We start from the raw sequence: 17,995 nt of genomic DNA on the forward strand, positions 1-17,995 counted from the left end.
GGGTCAGGACGGGCGCAGGCCCACGTGGGCGATCTCCAGGGTCTCCAGGCCGGGTTGGGAGCTGTTCGGGTCGAACGTCGGCCCCTCCCAGCGGACCGGGACGATGCCGAGCACCTGCCAGCTGACGATGGGCGTGCCGTCCGGCTGCAGCGCCACGATCTCGCCGTCCTTGGGCTGCACCCGCCGGATGATCTCGTCCAACCAGCGCGCGATCTTGGTGGTGTCCTTGGTGACCGCGCGGGTCAGGGTGATGTTCGACCAGGTGATGCGGCCCGGCAGTTGGTAGGCGAAACCGTTGTTGCCGCCCTCCTGGTACTGCTCGATCTCGACCTGGGCGCCGAGCCCCGAGCACGTCGCGAACTCCCCCAGGTCGTTGCCACCGATGGTGAGCCTGAAGAAGATGCTCGATGCGAAGATGTTGTCGGTCATCCCTGTTCCGTACTTCGGTTGCTTGCCTTGCCCGTTGGCGAGCGGGCGGTGTGGTTTCAGGCCTGGTCAGCGACCACTGTCATAGGGCCGTCCGGCGCGCTCCCTCCCCCTGCGCAGCTCGGCGCGCAGCAGCCGGCCGACGGGTTCGACCAGGCGCCGGGCCAGCTCGTCGACATCGGGGACGGTGGGTGCGGGCTTTGCCGGGGGTGCGGCGGCGGGGGCGCGTGAGACGGTGATCGATGCTGGAGCAGCGGGCGAGGGCGTGGTGCCGGCGCTGCGTTGCACGGACGCGGACGCGGGCGCGGACCGCGGGACGGTAGGCGTGCGGGCCGGGACAGCGGTCAACGGCACTCCGACCAGGCCGGTTTGCTGGGCCACGCGCTGCAGGACCTGGGCCGTGGCGGACGACGGTCGCGGCTGCGGTGAGGAGGGCGAGAGTGATCGGGTCGGTGAACCTGTGAGGGTGGCGGGGGTCCACGGGGCGCTGGTTGACGGCTGGGTAACGGGTGGCGGAGTGGGGCGGGCCCCAACCGGCAGGCGCTGGAGGCTCGTCGGGGACTCCGGGCTGGACGGCGGGGCGAGGCGCACCAGGGGGACGACGGGGGCGGGCGCGGAGGTACGCGGGCCAGGGGCGCCGGGGTAACCGGGCTGCTCGGCCGACTGGACCGGCTGGGCCGGGAGTTGGGTACCGGGTGCGGAGCGCTGGACGGCCAGGTTGGGCGCGCCGCCGCCTGGGGTCGCCGATGACGCCGCACCACGGTCCCCGGTGGGGGCCGACGACTGCGGGCCACGGCTCACACCACGAAACGGCGATGAGGCCGCGCTCGGGGCCGCACCCATCGGACGCGCGGACGGCGCCGAGTACGAGGTGCCGCCACGGCGTTCCGACTCATGCGATGAGGGGCGCAGGGCAGCGGAGACCGGGCCTCGCGAACTCCGCTGCACCGCCGGCTTCTCGGCCGCCGAAGCCTCGGTACTCGTCGCCTGGCGCTGCGGCCATGCCGCCCTGACCACCGGTACGGCCGGCTTCGCCGCCCCGCCGGCGGCCGGTGCGGGGACGATCGCCGGCGTGGCGAGCGTGAACCCCGGGCGGCGCTCGCCGAGCAGCGCCCGGGTGCGCTGGATGGGCTCGACCGCGCGCTGCACGGCGCCACCGACACCCTGGGCGGAGTTGCTCAGCCGAACGGTGGGCATCGCGCCCAGGACGCCGATCGACGGGCGCGACGGCGCGACGGGCCTACCGTCGGCCGACACCGCACCACCCTGGGAGCGGTCAGCACCCTGCACAGCATTCGGCAACTCGACTTGAACCGCCTCAGTATCTGTTGGCGCGCTGATGCCGCCTCGTGCGCGACGGACCGGACGGCCGTCGCCGGCGCGCTGAACGACTGCCGCGTCCAGCGTCGAGGCAGCCTCGCGGGGCGTGCCCTCGCTGCGCAGCACCAGCTCGGGCGACGCGGCCGACTGCACCGGCGCGGGCACGGAGGCCGATCCGCTCCCACCACCCGTGCCACTCCTCGCCCCAGCGCTCGTGATCCGCCGAGCGATCCCACCCCCGCCAAGCAGCGGGGCGGCGCCGCTCGACACCGCGGCGCTCGGCGGCAGCGCACTCAGTGGGGCTCCCAGTCCGCCACGCGTCCGCGGGTCGGTGGAGTCAGTCCCCGACGCCGACCCGGCAGGGCCCGCCCCGGGCGCACGCTGCACCTGCGCGGCGCCCCCAGGCACGGGGCTGGACTGCGTCGACCTGGCAGAGCCACCGGCACGGCTGTCACTGCCCGCTCCAGCCGAAGGCACACCAGTGGAACCCGCACCCCTCTCACCGGACGCCCGCTGTACGTACGCCGCACCGCCGACCCCGGAGCCGGACTGAGCCGGCCCACCCAAGCCACTCCCACGACTACTGCTGCCACTTCCACCCGCCGCACCACCCGACGCGGAGCCGGACGGGACCGACCCGCCCGAGCCGCTGGCACGCCTGCCGCTCTCCACACCGGCGGCCGACGCCCCGGAAGAACGCGGCGCCCGCTGTACCGAGCTGACACCGGCGCCTCCGGACACACCGCCGGACGGCACCGATCCGGCCGACTCCCGGCGGGACGGACCGCCACCACCGCGCGACGCACGCTGCACCTGCGCCGCATCGCGGGTCTCCCGCTCCGGTCGGCCCGCCGGCGAGGCAGAACCCTGCCCCTCGGCGCCACCCACTCCCCCAGCCGCCGCCTGGGCGGGCCTGGGCACGATCGGCATCGGCGAGGTCGCCGGACCTGCCCCGCCGGTGCCGGCCCCCGCAGCGGGCGCGGCGCTCGCGGGCAGCGTGGTCAGCGGCGCGCCGAGCACCGGTCGGCCCGGCGCGGCGGCACGCTGCACCATCGGCTTGGCGCGCCGGTCCGGCGCGGGACCCTCGGCGGCAACATGCTGCACTGCGGGGGCAGACGCGGACGGGCCGGCGGCATCCGCCGGTCCGGCCGTCGGCTCGACCGTCGCTACGGGCAGTTCCCCGCCGGCGGACCGATCCGCCGGCGGGGTAGCGCCAGTCGAGCGCGCGGCGGCGGCCGGCTGAACCACGGCGACCGTACGCGTGGGCAAGGTCCGCGGGCGCGCGGATACGGTCAACGGCGCGGCAACACGGCGCAGTTGAACTGCCGGCGCCTCACCGGCCCGGAACCGCCCCTCGCCAGACCGAGAAGCTGCCGGAGAACCAGCGGAAGCGGCAGGCCCAGCAGCGCCACCCGCCCCCTTCGAAGCCTCGGTTACCGATGAACCACCACCAGGACGTGCGTCCGCCGCACCCCCACCAACCGCGCCGCCACCCCCCGCGCCCACCGCGGCAACCCGCAAGCGGCGCCGCGCACCCTCCGCCCGCTGCACCCGACGCACCGCCCGGCCGCCCTGCACCGCCCCGGATCCCGCAGACTCCGCAGGCTCCCCGGAAGTCCCGAACTCCCCTTCCCCGCCCGCGCTCCCCGCACGAGGCACCGCATACCGCAGCTCCGGGCCACCGCCCCGGGCCGCCCCGACACCCGGCACCACCGGCCGCGCCACGGCTCGCAGGATCCCCACGGGCGCCGACGGCAGCACCGCGTGCCCGAGGCTCCCGGTCTGCGACGGGTTCTGCCAGGCGGCGAGCCGCGACCGGAACCGCAGCCCGTCACTGACCCCGCCCGTCGCCCGCATGATGGTGGGCGTCATGGGCGTCACCGCACGCCAACCCCCGTCCCCGGCACCGCCGGAGCGCCCCGCACCGCCAACCCCGTTGCCCGCACCAGCCCCTGCGCCCTCTCCACCGCTCAAGCCTTCTCCGCCACTCACCCCACCGCCGACGCCCGCGCCACCCTCACCCGACGCCGAGCCACCTGCGACACCAGCTCCACCACCGGCCGCACCACTCACCCCGCCCCGAGCCCGACCGAACCGGTCCCGTAGCCACCCCACTCAACTCACCCGCCCTCGTTGACGCGGGTGTTGATCCGCGCGATCTCCCGTACCCACTGCGCCCGCTCACGGTGAGTCAGGTCGAGAACGGACTCCCGCGGCCAGTGGAAGTGGTAGGCGATGTACGCGACCTCCTCGTAGAGCCGAGTGGCCGCGTACGTCACGATTCCCCCAGGCGCCCACCAGCGAGGTCGACTTCGAACGCCCCGTCGCAGTGCGGGCAGGTGACCGCCGCGCGGGTGTGGCCTTCGCTGTTGATGCGCTGGTAGAAGTCCTGCAGGAACGCCACATCGGTGGCGTACATGCTCTCGACCACGCCCGCGTGGATGTCCGTGACGGTACCCAGCCGGGTGATCACATGACTGAGCAGCACCACGCTCAGGTACGCGGGGTTCTCCTTGACCCGCAGGTCGATCTGCGGCATCAGCTCGTCCCGTGCGGTGGCCAGGCGCATGGCGCCGTCCCGGTGCACGACACCGTCCGCATCGACGTACCCGCGCGGCAGCTCAAACTCGAACTCCGTGTGCAGTGTGGCCTGTCGAGGCCGCACCGGCGGCGGCGCGCTGGACTGCTGCGCGGCCGACGCCGGTGCCTGCTCGAGGAGTTCCTCAAGACCGATCTTTCGCCTCATTCGACGTGGATTTCCTCGAAGACGATGGTCACGGTCTCGGTGGCGGCGGCGGACTCGCCGGCGGTGAGGGTGGGCCCCTCCCACCTGCTGGCCCAGGCGTTCATCAGCTGGATCCGCCGCAGGGTAGCGCCGGTGGTGTCCTTGACCTCGATGGTCAGGTTCTGCCGCGCGGTGTTGATGGCACCGTTGTTCAGGGTTTCGTTGATCCACTTGGTGAACGCGGAGCTCTTGTCGAGACCGCGGGTGATCGTCACCTCGCCGGGCAGCCGCGCACCGGGCTGCTTGCGGACGATCAACTTGCCCTGCTGGCTTACCTGCTTGTACTCGACGACATCCTGGTCGACCGTCAGGTTGCTGACTTCCTTGACGTACTCGACGTTGAACCCGCCGAGCTGGACGCCGAATATGTGTGTGGAGAGCGGATCGCCTTCAGCCATGGCCGCTTCTCACCTCCCGTTGCTAGTGGTGACCACACGGGTCATCCAGTTCCGACCGTGCCGGTCACTTACTGCTGGAACCCTTGCCAGATCACTCGTTGACGAGGCTCGTGCTGTCGGAGAACTGCGACAGCCGGAACACCACGAACTCGGCGGGCTTCACCGGAGCGACCCCGATCTCGCAGATGACCTGCCCGAGATCGATGGACTCCTGGGGGTTGTTGTCGCGGTCGCACTTCACGTAGAAGGCCTCGGCGGCGGACTGGCCGAACAGCGCGCCGCGCCGCCACTCCTCGGTGAGGAACGCGGTGATGTTGCGGCGGATGCTGGACCACAGCCGGTCGTCGTTGGGCTCGAAGACCACCCACTGGGTGCCCAGCAGGATGGACTCCTCAAGGTAGTTGAAGAGCCGCCGGACGTTGAGGTAGCGCCAGGCCGGGTCCGAGGCGAGGGTCCGGGCGCCCCAGATCCGGATGCCGCGCCCGGGGAAGGCGCGCACGCAGTTGACGCCGATCGGGTTCAGCAGGTCCTGCTCGCCCTTGCTGAGCCGCAGTTCCAGGTCGACCGCGCCGCGGATGACCTCGTTGGCCGGCGCCTTGTGCACACCGCGTTCGGCGTCGCTGCGCGCCCACACCCCGGCGATGTGACCACTCGGCGGGACCATCACGTTGCGGCCGCTCGCCGGGTCGAACACCTTGATCCACGGGTAGTAGAGGGTGGCGTAGCGGGAGTCGTAGCCCGCCTCGTCCATGCGCCAGCTGCGCACCCGCTGGGCGGTCATGCCGGGCGGGGTGTCCAGCACCGCGATCCGGTCGCCCATCTGCTCGCAGTGCGACATCACCGCCAACTGCACGGTACGGACGCCCTCTTCGTCGATCTCACCGCGCTGGTAGGCGCTCATCAGATCAGGCACCGCGACCATGGTGATCTCGTCGATCGCCTCCAGGCCCGCGAATCCGGTGCGGGCCGCGGAGTCGCCCACGTACTCGGCGGGGTCGACCCGGCGGCCGCCTCCGGTGGGTGCGGGGGCCTGGGCAGCGGAGAGTGCGAGGGTCTGGCTCTCCGGACGGCTCGGCGCGGTGCCGGGCTGCTCGGTGACCGCGACCAGCTTGGACTCCCGCAGCTGGGTGACGACATATCCCTTGGTGTTCTTGCGGGTCGAGACGTCATAGGTCTCGGCGACCGCGCCGCCCTTGCGGACCACCAGTCGGAACCGGTCCTCCGGGACGTTCTCGCCCTCGGCGTCGGCGATCTCGACGGACACATCGCCGCCCGCGCCGGGCAGCGCCGAGATCAGGAAGCCCCCGATCGCGGTCGGCGCGGGCGCGGCGATGGAGGCGGGCGCACCGGTGCCGGTCGCCGATCGGGCGGGGTCGCCGATCCGTACGACGTAGGCGGCGCCACCACCGTTGGCGAAGAAGCCGTAGACGGCGTGGGGCAGGTAGGTGCCCTCGCTGAAGCCTCCGAACTGCCGTACGTACTGGTCCCAGTTGGTCACCAAGGTGGGTTCGTGGAAGGGTCCGGTCTCGGTGAACCCGACCAGAGCGGCGACGGCTGTGCCGACGCCCTCGATCGGCCGAGCACCGGATTGGACCTCCTCCACATACACACCCGGGGTGAGGTACGACGGCATGCTCACTCCTTCTGCTGGCTCGTCATTCGCTCCCGAGTCTGCTGCCCGGCCTGCCTCCCCGGACATGTCCTCAGGTCCCGGACCAGGGGCAAGGAAGCTGCCCCGGCGGGCATCGCCGCAGGTACCCGCCGTCACGGGCTCAGCCGAACGGCCGCTCCCCGAGGGCGCCCAGCCAGGGCCCGAACTCGCTCTCCAGCACCAGGCGGCCGAGCTTGCGGTACTCCTGCCGCACGGCGGTCAGCAGCTGGACCATGTCCAGCGGGCGGCCGGTTTCGGCCGCCAGATAGGCGGCGGTCACCGCGCAGGCCCGGATGGAGCCGCCGGCGAGCTCGAAGTGCCGGGCGCAGAAACCGAGGTCGAGATCGTCACCGCGGGGGATCCGCGGGCCGAGGCAGCGTTCCCACAGGGCACGTCGCTGGTCCTCGTCGGGCACCGGAAACTCCGCGATGACGTCCAGCCGCCGGGTGAAGGCCTCGTCCAGGTTGGCCCGCAGATTGGTGGTCAGCACCGCGATCCCGTCGAAGGACTCCATGCGCTGCAGCAGGTAGGCCGACTCCACGTTGGCGTGGCGGTCATGGGCGTCCTTGACCTGCGACCGCTTCCCGAAGATCGCGTCGGCCTCGTCGAAGAGCAGCACGCCGTTCACCCGGGACGCCTCGGTGAAGATGCGTTCGAGGTTCTTCTCGGTCTCCCCGACGTACTTGTCGACGACGGTGGACAGGTCCACGACGTAGAGCTCCATGCCGAGTTCGGCGGCGACCACCTCGGCCGACATGGTCTTTCCGGTGCCCGACTCGCCGGCGAACAGGGCGATCACCCCGCGCCCGCGCCCGCCGCCGGGCCGCATCCGCCACTGGCCCAGCACCCGGTCGCGGTGCTTCACCCGCAGGGCGAGCTCTTTCAGCTGACTGAGCGTCAGCTCTGGCAGCACCAAGTCGTCCCAGCCGACCGCCGGTTCGATCCGCCGGGCGAGGCGCCCGAGGCCCGCGCCGTTCTGGCTCCGCACCGCGGCGCGCAGGTCGTCGGCGCTCACCGGGCGCTGTTCGGCCGCCGCCGTCCTGGCCGCCACGGCGGCGGCCCTGGCCACCTGGTCCTCGTCCAGTTGGTAGGGGGCGACCGCCGCGGCCAGCTCATCGTCCAGCGGCCCGCCCAGCGCACGTTCCCACTGCTCGGTCCGCCGACCCGGGTCGGGCGGCGGGACGGTGATCACCACCGGACTCTCCCGGGCCCAGAACGGGTCCCAGGCCCGGGCGCCGTAGACGATCAGCGGCACACCGGCGAGTTCGGCACACAGCTTGCGCAACAGGCCGGACTGCTCGGGTCGTTCGGGTTCCAGCGCGTCAAGGGGACCCAGCACCACGCCGCTTGAGCTCAGCTTCGCCTCCCGGGCCAGCACCCGCAGCAGGGCATCGGTGGGGCGCGCGGCGAGCGCGGTGGCGTCGACGACCAGGGGCGGCCCGCCGACACCGTCAAGCCCATCAAGCCCATGAACCCCGTCAAGCCCACCAAGCCCATGAACCCCGTCAGGCCCACCAAGCGCCGCTAGCGCGTCGACCGCCAGTCTGCTGGCCGTGCCGCCGTGGTCCAGCAGGTGGACCAGTGCGCTGCCGGTCGCCGCGGCCGCGCGGATCCGACGGACGGGTTCGGTGGCCAGGCCGGTGGCCCGACCGTGGTGGGCCAGGCCGCGCAGCGCGCTGTCGAGTTCGTCGTCCCCGAGCAGATGGGCCGTGACCCGGTCGGGCATCCGCAGCCCCCTGGAGAGCAGCGGGCGTTCCGGCTCGGTGATCTCCAGGAGCCCGCCGGCGATCAGCGGTGCCCCCGCGGCGAAGCGGAACCGCCCGGCACCCGCTCCCCGCAGGCCGCACAGCTCCAGGGCGAGCCCGACGGTCGGCCGACGCAGCGTCAGGTCGTCGTTGAGGTAGCCGTAGAGCCGCTCGAACCGGGTGTCGAGGTCGGGGGCCAGGGCCACCAGCAGGAGTTCGAGGTCGATCGGGAGCAGGCCGAAGCTATCGGCGAGCCGCGCGAGCCCCGATCCGGGCGGGGGCGGCGGCGGTTCGCCGAGGTCCAGGCCGAGCCCGCCCGAGGCGGCCGGCGCGGCCAGCAGCCGCTCGGCCGCCTCCGGAGTGAGGTACTGGCCGCGGTACGGGTCGTCCGGGTCCGGGTCGTGGGCCCGGCGCTCGCGCACGGCGGCCCTGACTCGCTGCTCCAGGTGGCGCAGCCGGTCCCACAGGTGGTCCGTGCTCTCCGCCGGCCCGGCGTCGAGGAGGGTCATCGTGCCGCACCGCCACGCCGTCGCCGACCGGGTGGCAGCGGACGGTCCCGGGGCGCCGCGAACCCGTGCGAACCGGCATCGGTGCCCTCCCGGTACCGCAGCCGCCGCTCGGCATCGGCACCCTGGGTCGTGTCCGTGGCCCGCACCACCAGTCCCTCGGTGACCGGCGGCCCGGCCGGGCTGCGTTCGCCGGTCAGCGGGGCCCGCACCCGCAGGTCGATCGAGGGCTTCAACTCGCCGCCGAGCGCGGACCACACGTCCGAGACCGACGGCATGCCCTCTCCCCGCCCGCCGGTGTCGAGCCCGACGGCGAGCCCGAGTCGGGCGAGGCTTCCGGTGAGCAGCCGGGCGGGCAGCGCGTCCGTCGACGTCAGGCACCACAGCACCTCGGACAGCAGCCGGTGCTCGTCCTGCGCCCGGTTGGTCCAGGCCGTCACCAGGTAGGCCAGCTCGAACCAGCGGGGCGCGCTGTGCCGGGCCACCACCACGCCGTCCGCGTCGTGCTCCTCGATGTCTCCGCCGAGTCGGCGGGACACGTCCTCGCGGATCCCGTAGAGGAAGACGCTGACCGTCGGGGCGTTGCGCCGCGCGGCCCAGTCCCGGGTGGGCGAGTCGAAGACCAGCTCGATGCCGCGTGCCGGCAGGCCGCTCTCGGTGAGCAGTAGTCGCAGTGCCTCATCGACCTCGTGGATCAACGCCGTTGCACCTCCTCGGGCGGGCCGATGGTGCCGGTCACCACCAGGAACGGGCAGGTGACCGGGGAGAACCCGGGTCCGCTGGCGGTGATGGTGCGCGGTCCGAGCTCGTCCTTGGGGAGGATGAGCAGTTGGCCGGCGAAGGTCCCGTCGGCGGCCGGGTAGGTGGGCGCCGCGGCGGCGGTGATGCCGGGCTGCCAGGTGAACTGCACCGGCACGCCGGGCGGGAAGTCCTTGCCCCGCACGGAAGTGACGAAGCCGGGCTTGCCGATCGGCGGCACCGCGACGATCTGCGGCTGCAGGATCCGCAGCGGGGTGCTGGCGGTGTGCGGGCCCGGGTTGGCGTCGGTGCCGGTGGTGGTGAGGGTGGCGGTGATGGTGGTCTGCAGCGCCGCGTTGGGTGACAGCACCACCTGCACCACCTCACTGCTGCCCGGGGTCAGGTCGCCCAACTGGCAGGTGCCGCTCGGGCAGCCGGGTGGCAGCGGCTCGGTGGGGAGACCGGCGGGCAGGCCGAGGGTGAGGGTCAGCCCGGTGGCGAGCGCCTGCCCGCCGTTGCGCACCGTGTAGCTGACCGTCACGTGGCCGCCGACGTAGCCGGGGTTCGGCTGGGCGCTGATCGACACGCCCGGGCCGGCCAGGGCCGGCGGTGGGCTCGGCGGTGCCGAGGTGGGCGGTACTACCGTGGGCGGCGCGGACGTGGGCGGCAATAGGGTGGGCGGCGGCACGACCGTGGGCGGCGCGGACGTGGGCGTGGGGAACGGAGACACGACCGGCACGACCGTCTGTGCCGAGTTGTCGCCGGGATTCGGGTCGACCACCGTCCCGGCCAGCGACCAGCCGAGCTGCTGGTTGCCGACCTGGATGCCGATGACGGTGGCGGTCACCTGAACGGTGGCGCCGGGGGCCAGGGTGCCGAGGTCGCAGCGCAGGGCCGCGGCGTCGCACTGCCCGACCGGGGTGGTCAGTCCGCTGAGCCGGGCGCCCGTCGGCACGGAAGCCGTCAGAACGGTGCCCGGCGAGGGGGCCGGCCCCCGGTTGGTGACCGTGACGGGCACGGTCGTACTGCCACCGGGCAGCACCTGGGGCGTGCCGGCCGGTGCGCTGAGCGACAGGTCGACCGACTGCTGGACGCTCGGCTCCTTCTGACGCCCCGGCAGCCGCCAGTCGAGCGGAGTGAGCTTGCCGGTCGCGAAGTCGTAGGTCGAGAGCCCTTCGGGTGAGTTGGCCGGCAGGGCCCGCCGGGAGGTGAGCACCAGCTGGGCGCCGTTCGGCGTCCAGGCGACATCGCGCGGCTGGAACGGGCCGATGTCGGAGGTGTCGGGCATCGGGTTCTTGCAGGCGTTCGGGTCCTGGCTGAGCCCGGCGGGCAGGATCACCGTGCAGCCGGTGCCGGTCGTCGAGGTGACCACCAGGCCGTTCTGCTGGTTGAGCCCGCCGTCGCCGGCCTTGCGGTTGAAGGCGATGCGCCGGCCGTCCGGTGAGATCACGGGGCTGTCGTCGATGACGTTGCAGGTGCCCGGGCAGGCGGTCTGGCTGAGGTCGCTCTGCTGGCCGAGCGCGTCGGCGGGCACGGTGATGATGTGCTTGTTGCCGCCGTTGCCGTTGATCACCTCGGTCCTGGTGAAGGCGATCAGCTTGCCGTCCGGGGACCAGGAGGGCTCGGCCTCGGACGCGGCCTGCTGCCCCTCCGGGGGCTCGATGGTGCCGACGATCTCGCCCGTCGACACCCGCGCGATCACGATCCGGGCCGGCCCGGCGGCCGTGCCGACGCCGCCGGGGGAGGTCCTGGTGAAGGCGATCAGGCTGCCGTCCGGGGAGAACGCCGGGTCGGTGTCCCAGTCGTTGGGGCCGCGGCCGGCGAGGTTCATCGGCTGCGGGTTGGAGCCGTCGGCGCCGGCCAGCCAGATCCGTTCGATCCGGCCGGCGGGCGAGTCCTCGAAGCGGGTCGCCACCAGCTGGCGGCCGTCCGGGGTGTAGCTCTGCCGCTCGAACCACGGGTCGAAGCCGGGATGGGGGTTGAACAGCGGGTCGTCCGCGGGGTTGGTGTCGGTGTCGGCGGCCGGGTCCTCGTTGAGCACGCTGATGCCCAGGTCGCGCGGGTCCGTGCCGTCGGGGCGGACGTCCTCCACGTCGGCGGTGTGCAGCGCGGCGGCGCTGGTCTCCTCCACGACGGGCCCGCCGCCGTCCAGGGGGCCCAGCCAGGTGGGCGTCTGCGGGGCCCGGGGGCAGGTGTAGAGCAGTTGCGGCGGGGTGCAGGAGCAGGTCGGCGCGCGGTAGACGTTCTGGGTCGCGGTCAGGGTGCCGTCGGACTGGTTGGGGCTCATGAAGAGCACTCCGCTGCCGTCGGGCAGCCAGGCGGCCTGCCCGGTCTGCCAGGTGGAACCGGTGCCCGGGAAGAACGGCTTGTCGCCGCCGGTGGGCGAGGTCAGCGTCAAGTGCGGGCCGGTGGTGCCGCCCTGGTCCCAGGTGTAGACGATCTGGTCGCGGTGCGCGGCATCGTTGATCGGGTTCCAGGTCGGCTCGATGGCGCTGCCGGTGGTCACATGAGTGAGCTGCTGCGACCCGGTGCCGTCGAAGTGGACGAGGAAGATCTGGGTGTGGTTCGGGTCGGCGTCGCACTGGTAGGCGATCCACTGGCCGTCGGGCGAGACCGTCGGGTGGGTCTCGTTGGCCCAGGTGTCGGTGACCCTGCGCAGGCCGGTGCCATCGGAGTTGACCGCCCACAGGTCCCGCTGGAGCGCGCCGCCGCGTCCGCCGGGCTCCAGCGCGTCGAAGACCACGGCGGTTCCGTCGGGGGTCAGCGTCGGGTCGGCGGTGTCCATGCCGGTGGTGAGCTTGTGCACCGCGCCCGCCTGGTCACGCAGATAGACCTGGGGCTGCGGCTCGTCCCGCAGGCTGGTGAAGACCAGTTGGTCGCCACGGGCCGACGGCTGGGTGTCGAAGTGCTCCGGGCCGGGCCCGAACAGCGGTGTGCTCGTCCCCGTGCCGGCGACCCGGGACAGGCTGCGGTGGTCGGTACCGGCGAAGACGACCCGGCCGGCGTCCGGCGCGGGCGCAGCCGCCGGCCCACCCGGGCTCGCGGCCGGAGCGCCGAAGGTCGCGGCGCCCAGCGTCAGGACGACCGCTGCCAGGGCCAGCAGCATAGCCAGGGCCGGCCGGGGAAACCCGCGAGTGCCCAACAGATGAAATCTCACAGACACTCAACCTCACAGACTGGCAGGACGGCGCTCCTGCCAGTCTCCCCGGCCCGGGCACCCGGGGACAGAGCCCGGGTACCCGAGCCGGGGGTAGCGGCCGGTGTCCCAAAGGGCAATCCCAGTGGACACCTGAGGTGCCGTCAGATGAGCCCGTGGCGCATGGCGTACCCCACGGCGTGGGCGCGGTTGCGCAGCCCCAGCCGTGTGGTGATCTCGTGAAGCACGTTCTTGACGGTGCGTTCGGAGTAGGAGGTCTGCGCGGCGATCTCGCTGGTGTCGAAGCCGTCGGCGACCAGCCGGAGCATGTCCGCCTCACGGGCCGTCAGCGTCGACAGGCTCAGCCCCCGTGGGTCCAGCAGGGCACGCTGCAGGTTCCCTACCCGGTCGAGCAGCTTGCCGAGCAGGTCCCCGGGCATCACCCCCTCGCCGTTGGCCAGGGCGGTGATCAGGTGCACCAGCCGGTCCTGGTCGGCGTCCGACCTGCGCAGCACGGCCGCGACACCGCACTCGATGATGGTCTGCAGCCCGCCGGCCTCGAAGTTGCCCACCACGAGACCGGTCCGGCTGGAGGTGCTGAGCCGCAGGCCGCGCAGCGTCTCGGCCACCGCCTCGGTCAGCCGGTCCACCACCAGCAGGGCGACCTGCGCCTTCGGGGCCTCGTCGTCCGTGAGCAGCTCCACTTCCGGCCGCTGGCGCAGCTGCTGGACGATGCCGGTGTGCAGGACGATGTCCTCCGCGTACACCGCCACCTGCACCCGGCTCGGCTTGACGCGTATCTCGGCGGCCGCCGATGGTCCGGGTATCCGAGCACGGCCGACCTGTGGTGCCGCGGCAGCCTCATGGGTTGTCTCGATCGACGTCATCTACCGCTCCGTTCTCCTTCTGCGGCGTCAACGCACGCATGCGTTCCGACCGGCCACCGCGGTTCGGGGCCGGCCGTGGGCGACGCCGAAGTGTGACGCATCAACTACGGGCAGGGGTTGGTGGTTCGCGCGGGCAAGGCGCGTGCCCGCGTCTTGCCCGCCGGTCTCTCTCGCCGACGCGGCCGTCGGCCTTACCGTCGCGGCATGAGCACACCCGCCGAACTCGGCCATCCCGCCCTGACGGTGTCGCCCGGAGGCGTGGCGACGACGACCCTGACGATCCGCAACGAGACGGACATCGTCGAGGCGTACTCGCTGGACGTGGTCGGCGACTGCGCGCCGTGGACGACGGTCGAGCCGGCCCGGGTCTCGCTCTACCCGGGGACGTCCGAGACGGTGACGGTGCGGCTCGCGCCGTCCCGCTCCCCCGAGGTGCGGGCGGGCGACTTCCCGCTCGGCATCAGGGTGCTGCCCGCCGAGCGTCCCGAACTCGTGGCCGTTCCGGAGACCGTGGTCACCGTCACGCCGTTCCATGAGCTGCGTGCGGCACTGGCGCCCCGGCGCCGGCGCGGCTGGCTCCGGGCCCGCTACCGGCTGTCGGTGCGCAACCTGGGGAACGCGGCCACCACCGCCTTGTTCGCCCCGGGGCAGGCCGGCGAGGACCTGCGGCTCGCGGTCGCACCGGATCGGCTGCGACTGGAGCCGGGCGAGTCCGCCGAGACCCGACTGCGGGTCCGCACCCGCCGGCTGATCTGGTTCGGCAAGCCGGTCACCAGGGACTTCGAGGTGGCCGTGACCCGGGAGGGCGCGGCCGACGACCAGGGCGGCGACCAGCGCCAGGCGCTGGACGGGCAGTTCGTCCAGCTCTCGATCTTCCCCAAGTGGCTGCTCGCGCTGCTCGCGGCACTGCTCGCCCTGCTGCTGCTCTGGTTCCTGCTGGTGCGGCCCACCGTGCAGAGCTCCGCCAAGCAGGCCGCCAAGCAAGCGGTCGCCCAGCAGGCCGCGGCGGCCACCGCGACCCCCACCGCCGGGGCGCCCGCCCCGGGCCCGACGACCGGCGGCGGCCAGGGTCGGCCGAGCGGCCAGCCCAGCAGCGGCGGTTCGGGCGGCGGCACGGGGGGCAGCGGCGGCAACCCGGCCCCGGGCCAGCCCGTTCCGGGGAGCGGCCTGCAGAGCTCCAGCACGGTCGACGTGCAGACCGCCAGTGGCGCCACCAAGACCGGCACCTACCAGGTGCCGCACAACAAGGTCTTCAGCATCACCGACATCGTCGCCGCCAACTTCCAGGGCGACCAGGGGCTGTTGACCATCAAGTTCGGCAATCAGACCATCACGACCATCGCTTTGGAGACGTTCCGCAACCAGGACTACCACTGGGTGACTCCCATCGTGGTCCCCGAGGACCAAACTGTGACGGCAACCGTGACCTGCCAGCTGCCGGGCACGCCCGCCTCGGGGAAGCAGGCAACCCAGTGTCACGAACTGCTCAACGTCAGCGGGGAAATGAGCGATATCCAGCGTTGACAGTGACCGCAGGCGTAGAGCGTGAAGGCTTGGGACTCAAGCATTGAAGTGGTGCACAGGGCTCTCCTGCACACACCACTCCCCAAGCACTCGCGTTCCTACACCATGCTCGTGTCAACAGTTGATGATTCCACAGTATGTGCCGAGCAGCGTGCCCTCAAGCACGCTCCGGTGTGCTCCGGCGCACATCTGATGTCGCGTCATACACCCGATGACCCCATAGTTTTGCCGAGCCGCGCCGCACGAGCGGGCAGCAACCGGTGCACGAAAGGGCAGCGGCCTCACCGATCGGGAGGCCGCTGCCCTTCGGGCATTCGGCATGTCGAGACGGCATGTGCCTCAGCAGATCCGCGGCAGCTGCTCCCCCAGCGGCAGGTCGATCACCCGGGTGCCGCCGAGCCCGGTACGGGCCACCACCATGCCGGGGTGCGCCTCGACCGCCTCGCCGATCACGGCCGCCTCGGCACCCAGCGGGTGCGCGCGCATCGCCGCCAGCACGGCCTCGGCGTGCTCGCGCGGGACGAAGGCGACCAGCTTGCCCTCGTTGGCCACGTAGAACGGGTCCAGGCCGAGCATGGCGCAGGCACCGGCCACCGGCGGCGGTACCGGAACCTGGCGTTCCTGAACGACCACGCCGACCCCGGCCGCACCGGCGATCTCGTTGAGCGCCGCGGCCAGGCCGCCACGGGTCGGATCCCGCAGCACATGGAGGTCGGGGGTGACCGCGAGCATCGCCTCGACCAGGCCCCCGAGCGGTGCGCAGTCGCTCGCCACGCAGGCGCCGAACTCCAGCCCCTCGCGCACGCTCATGATCGCCACCCCGTGCAGGCCGATCGCACCGCTGACGATCACCACATCGCCGGGGACCACCCGCTGGGGGCGCAGGTCGACGCCGGCCGGCACCAGGCCGATCCCGGCGGTGTTGATATAGAGGCCGTCGCCGTGCCCGGACTCCACCACCTTGGTGTCACCGGTGGCCACTTCCACCCCGGCGGCCCGCGCGGCGGCGCCCAGCGCCTCGGCCAGCCGGCCCAGCACCGGCAGTTCCAGGCCCTCCTCCAGGATGAACCCGCAGGACAGGTAGGCCGCTCGGGCACCGCTCATCGCCAGGTCGTTGACGGTGCCGTTGACGGCGAGGTCGGCGATGCTGCCGCCGGGGAAGAAGAGCGGGCGCACCACGAACGAGTCGGTGGAGAACGCCAACCGGGCGCCGCCGAGCTCCAGCACGGCACTGTCGCCGAGCCCGGCCAGCAGCGGGCCGCCGAACGCGGGCGCGAAGACGTGGTTGACCAGCTCGGCCGACAGCACACCGCCCCCGCCGTGCCCCATCACCACGCGGGTCTGGTCGCGCAGCGGCAACGGGCAGGTCCAGGCGGTGAGATCGGGCTGCTCGGCCGGCGGCGTCTCGATGGTGTCAGACAACGGAGCTCGCCTCCACGCCCGCCGGGGCGGTGATGCGGACCTGCGGAAGGTCGAGCCGGCGGTACAGGTAGTACGCGGCGCAGGCGCCCTCGCTGGAGACCATGGTGGCGCCCAGCGGGGTGCGCGGGGTGCAGGCGGTGCCGAAGGCCTCGCACTCGTGCGGCTTCAGCAGGCCCTGCAGGACTTCGCCGGCCCGGCAGGCGGCCGGCTCGCGGGTCTGGATACCGCCGACCGCGAAGCGCTGCTCGGCGTCGAACTCCCGGTAGCGCTCGGAGAGTCGCCAGCCGCTGTCCGGGATGACCCCGATGCCGCGCCAGGCCCGGTCGGTGACCTCGAAGACGTCGGCCAGCATGACCTGCGCGGCGGGGTTGCCCTCCGGTCGGACGGCGCGCGGGTAGGCGTTCTCCACCGTGTGGGCGCCGCGCTCCAGTTGGCGCACGGCGCGGCGCACACCCTCCAGGATGTCCAGTGGTTCGAAGCCGGTGACCACGATCGGCACTTGGTGCCGCTCGGCGAGTTCGGGGTACTCTCCGACGCCCATCACGCTGCACACATGGCCGGCGGCCAGGAAGCCCTGCACCCGGCAGTCGGGTGAGCGCATGATGGCCTCGATGGCGGGTGGCACCCGGACGTGCGAGACCAGCATGCTGAAGTTGCGGATGCCCAGCTTCTTCGCCTGGTACACCGTCATGGCGTTGGGCGGCGCGGTGGTTTCGAAGCCGATGCCGAAGAAGACCACCTCTCGGCCCGGGTTCTGCTGGGCGAGCCGCAGCGCGTCCAGCGGCGAGTAGACCACCCGGACGTCGCCGCCCTCGGCCCGGACCCGGAAGAGGTCGCGGTCGGTGCCGGGCACCCGAAGCATGTCGCCGAAGGAGCAGAAGAGCACCTCGGGGCGGCTCGCGATCTCCAGCGCCTTGTCGATCACCTCCAACGGGGTGACGCACACCGGGCAGCCCGGGCCGTGGATCAACTCCACTTCGTCGGGCAGCAGTTGGTCGATGCCATGGCGGATGATGGTGTGCGTCTGGCCGCCGCACACCTCCATCAGCGCCCACGGCCTGGTGACCGTGGCGCGGATGTCGTCGAGCAGCCGCCGGGCCAGCTCGGGGTTCTGGAACTCCTCGAGGTACTTCACCGCTCCACCTCTCCCACGCCGATCTCGGACCCGCCGGTGAGCCGGTCCATGGCCACGGCCGCCTCCCAGGGGTCCCCGAACTCCTCCTGGAGGATGCCGAGTCCGGCGAACAGCTCCAGCGTTCGCCGGGCCGACTCCTCGTCCAGCCGCTGCAGCGCGAACCCGACGTGGACGATGGCGTACTCACCTACCTCCAGGTCCGGCAGGTACTCCAGGCACACCTCCTTGATGACGCCGCCGAAGTCGACGTCCGCCATCCTGGTGCCGTCCCGTTCGTCGATCCGCAGCACTCTGCCGGGCACCGCCAGACACATGGCCCTCT

The 17,995-nt window shown here is 72.6% G+C and carries 14 protein-coding genes; 1 reads left to right on the top strand and 13 read right to left on the bottom strand.

Going from position 1 to position 17,995, the window contains the following annotated elements:
- Positions 1-3 precede the first annotated feature (3 nt).
- The 10 genes from P3T35_RS19240 to P3T35_RS19285 form a co-directional block, all read right to left on the bottom strand.
- Positions 4-429, bottom strand: coding sequence for a phage tail protein (locus tag P3T35_RS19240; protein WP_101378843.1), 426 nt, complete (start codon positions 427-429; stop codon positions 4-6).
- Positions 430-495: 66 nt separating this feature from the next.
- A complete protein-coding gene (locus tag P3T35_RS19245) occupies positions 496-1,623 on the bottom strand; it encodes a hypothetical protein (RefSeq protein WP_180356309.1) in 1,128 nt (375 codons plus the stop codon).
- Between the two features lie 2,243 nt (positions 1,624-3,866).
- Positions 3,867-4,025 (bottom strand): DUF6760 family protein, encoded by a 159-nt coding sequence (locus P3T35_RS19250; RefSeq protein ID WP_180356310.1) that lies wholly within the window; start codon positions 4,023-4,025, stop codon positions 3,867-3,869.
- Positions 4,022-4,492: a hypothetical protein gene (locus tag P3T35_RS19255; protein ID WP_101378845.1), complete on the bottom strand. Its 471-nt coding sequence runs from the start codon at positions 4,490-4,492 to the stop codon at positions 4,022-4,024. Before P3T35_RS19255 ends, P3T35_RS19250 begins: the two co-directional genes overlap by 4 nt.
- Positions 4,489-4,929 (bottom strand): phage tail protein, encoded by a 441-nt coding sequence (locus P3T35_RS19260; RefSeq protein ID WP_101378846.1) that lies wholly within the window; start codon positions 4,927-4,929, stop codon positions 4,489-4,491. The genes P3T35_RS19255 and P3T35_RS19260 overlap by 4 nt, the downstream gene beginning before the upstream one ends.
- Before the next feature lie 91 nt (positions 4,930-5,020).
- Positions 5,021-6,562: a phage tail sheath family protein gene (locus P3T35_RS19265; protein ID WP_101378847.1), complete on the bottom strand. Its 1,542-nt coding sequence runs from the start codon at positions 6,560-6,562 to the stop codon at positions 5,021-5,023.
- A gap of 139 nt (positions 6,563-6,701) precedes the next feature.
- Positions 6,702-8,834, bottom strand: a complete 2,133-nt coding sequence (locus tag P3T35_RS19270) for an ATP-binding protein (protein WP_101378848.1) — start codon at positions 8,832-8,834, stop codon at positions 6,702-6,704.
- A complete protein-coding gene (locus P3T35_RS19275; protein ID WP_101378849.1) occupies positions 8,831-9,529 on the bottom strand; it encodes a DUF4255 domain-containing protein in 699 nt (232 codons plus the stop codon). Before P3T35_RS19275 ends, P3T35_RS19270 begins: the two co-directional genes overlap by 4 nt.
- Positions 9,526-12,675: a DUF11 domain-containing protein gene (locus P3T35_RS19280; protein WP_101378850.1), complete on the bottom strand. Its 3,150-nt coding sequence runs from the start codon at positions 12,673-12,675 to the stop codon at positions 9,526-9,528. Before P3T35_RS19280 ends, P3T35_RS19275 begins: the two co-directional genes overlap by 4 nt.
- Before the next feature lie 194 nt (positions 12,676-12,869).
- Positions 12,870-13,592, bottom strand: a complete 723-nt coding sequence (locus P3T35_RS19285; protein WP_101378851.1) for a LuxR C-terminal-related transcriptional regulator — start codon at positions 13,590-13,592, stop codon at positions 12,870-12,872.
- A gap of 204 nt (positions 13,593-13,796) precedes the next feature.
- Here P3T35_RS19285 and P3T35_RS19290 point away from each other — a divergent pair, with 204 nt between their 5' ends.
- Entirely contained in the window at positions 13,797-15,116 is a 1,320-nt protein-coding gene (locus P3T35_RS19290; protein WP_101378852.1) for a hydrolytic protein, read from the top strand.
- A gap of 339 nt (positions 15,117-15,455) precedes the next feature.
- Here the strand turns inward: P3T35_RS19290 and hypE are convergent, their stop codons facing one another.
- Genes hypE through P3T35_RS19305 form a run of 3 tightly spaced genes read right to left on the bottom strand, consistent with a single transcriptional unit; the run spans position 15,456 to position 17,987 of the window.
- Positions 15,456-16,538, bottom strand: coding sequence for a hydrogenase expression/formation protein HypE (hypE, locus tag P3T35_RS19295; protein WP_101378853.1), 1,083 nt, complete (start codon positions 16,536-16,538; stop codon positions 15,456-15,458).
- Entirely contained in the window at positions 16,531-17,673 is a 1,143-nt protein-coding gene (gene hypD / locus P3T35_RS19300; RefSeq protein WP_101378854.1) for a hydrogenase formation protein HypD, read from the bottom strand. The genes hypE and hypD overlap by 8 nt, the downstream gene beginning before the upstream one ends.
- On the bottom strand, positions 17,670-17,987 hold the full coding sequence (locus P3T35_RS19305) for a HypC/HybG/HupF family hydrogenase formation chaperone (RefSeq protein WP_101378855.1): 318 nt from the start codon (positions 17,985-17,987) through the stop codon (positions 17,670-17,672). Before P3T35_RS19305 ends, hypD begins: the two co-directional genes overlap by 4 nt.
- Positions 17,988-17,995: the final 8 nt, after the last annotated feature.

The organism is Kitasatospora sp. GP30, from assembly GCF_029892145.1.
GTDB classification, from domain to species: domain Bacteria; phylum Actinomycetota; class Actinomycetes; order Streptomycetales; family Streptomycetaceae; genus Kitasatospora; species Kitasatospora acidiphila.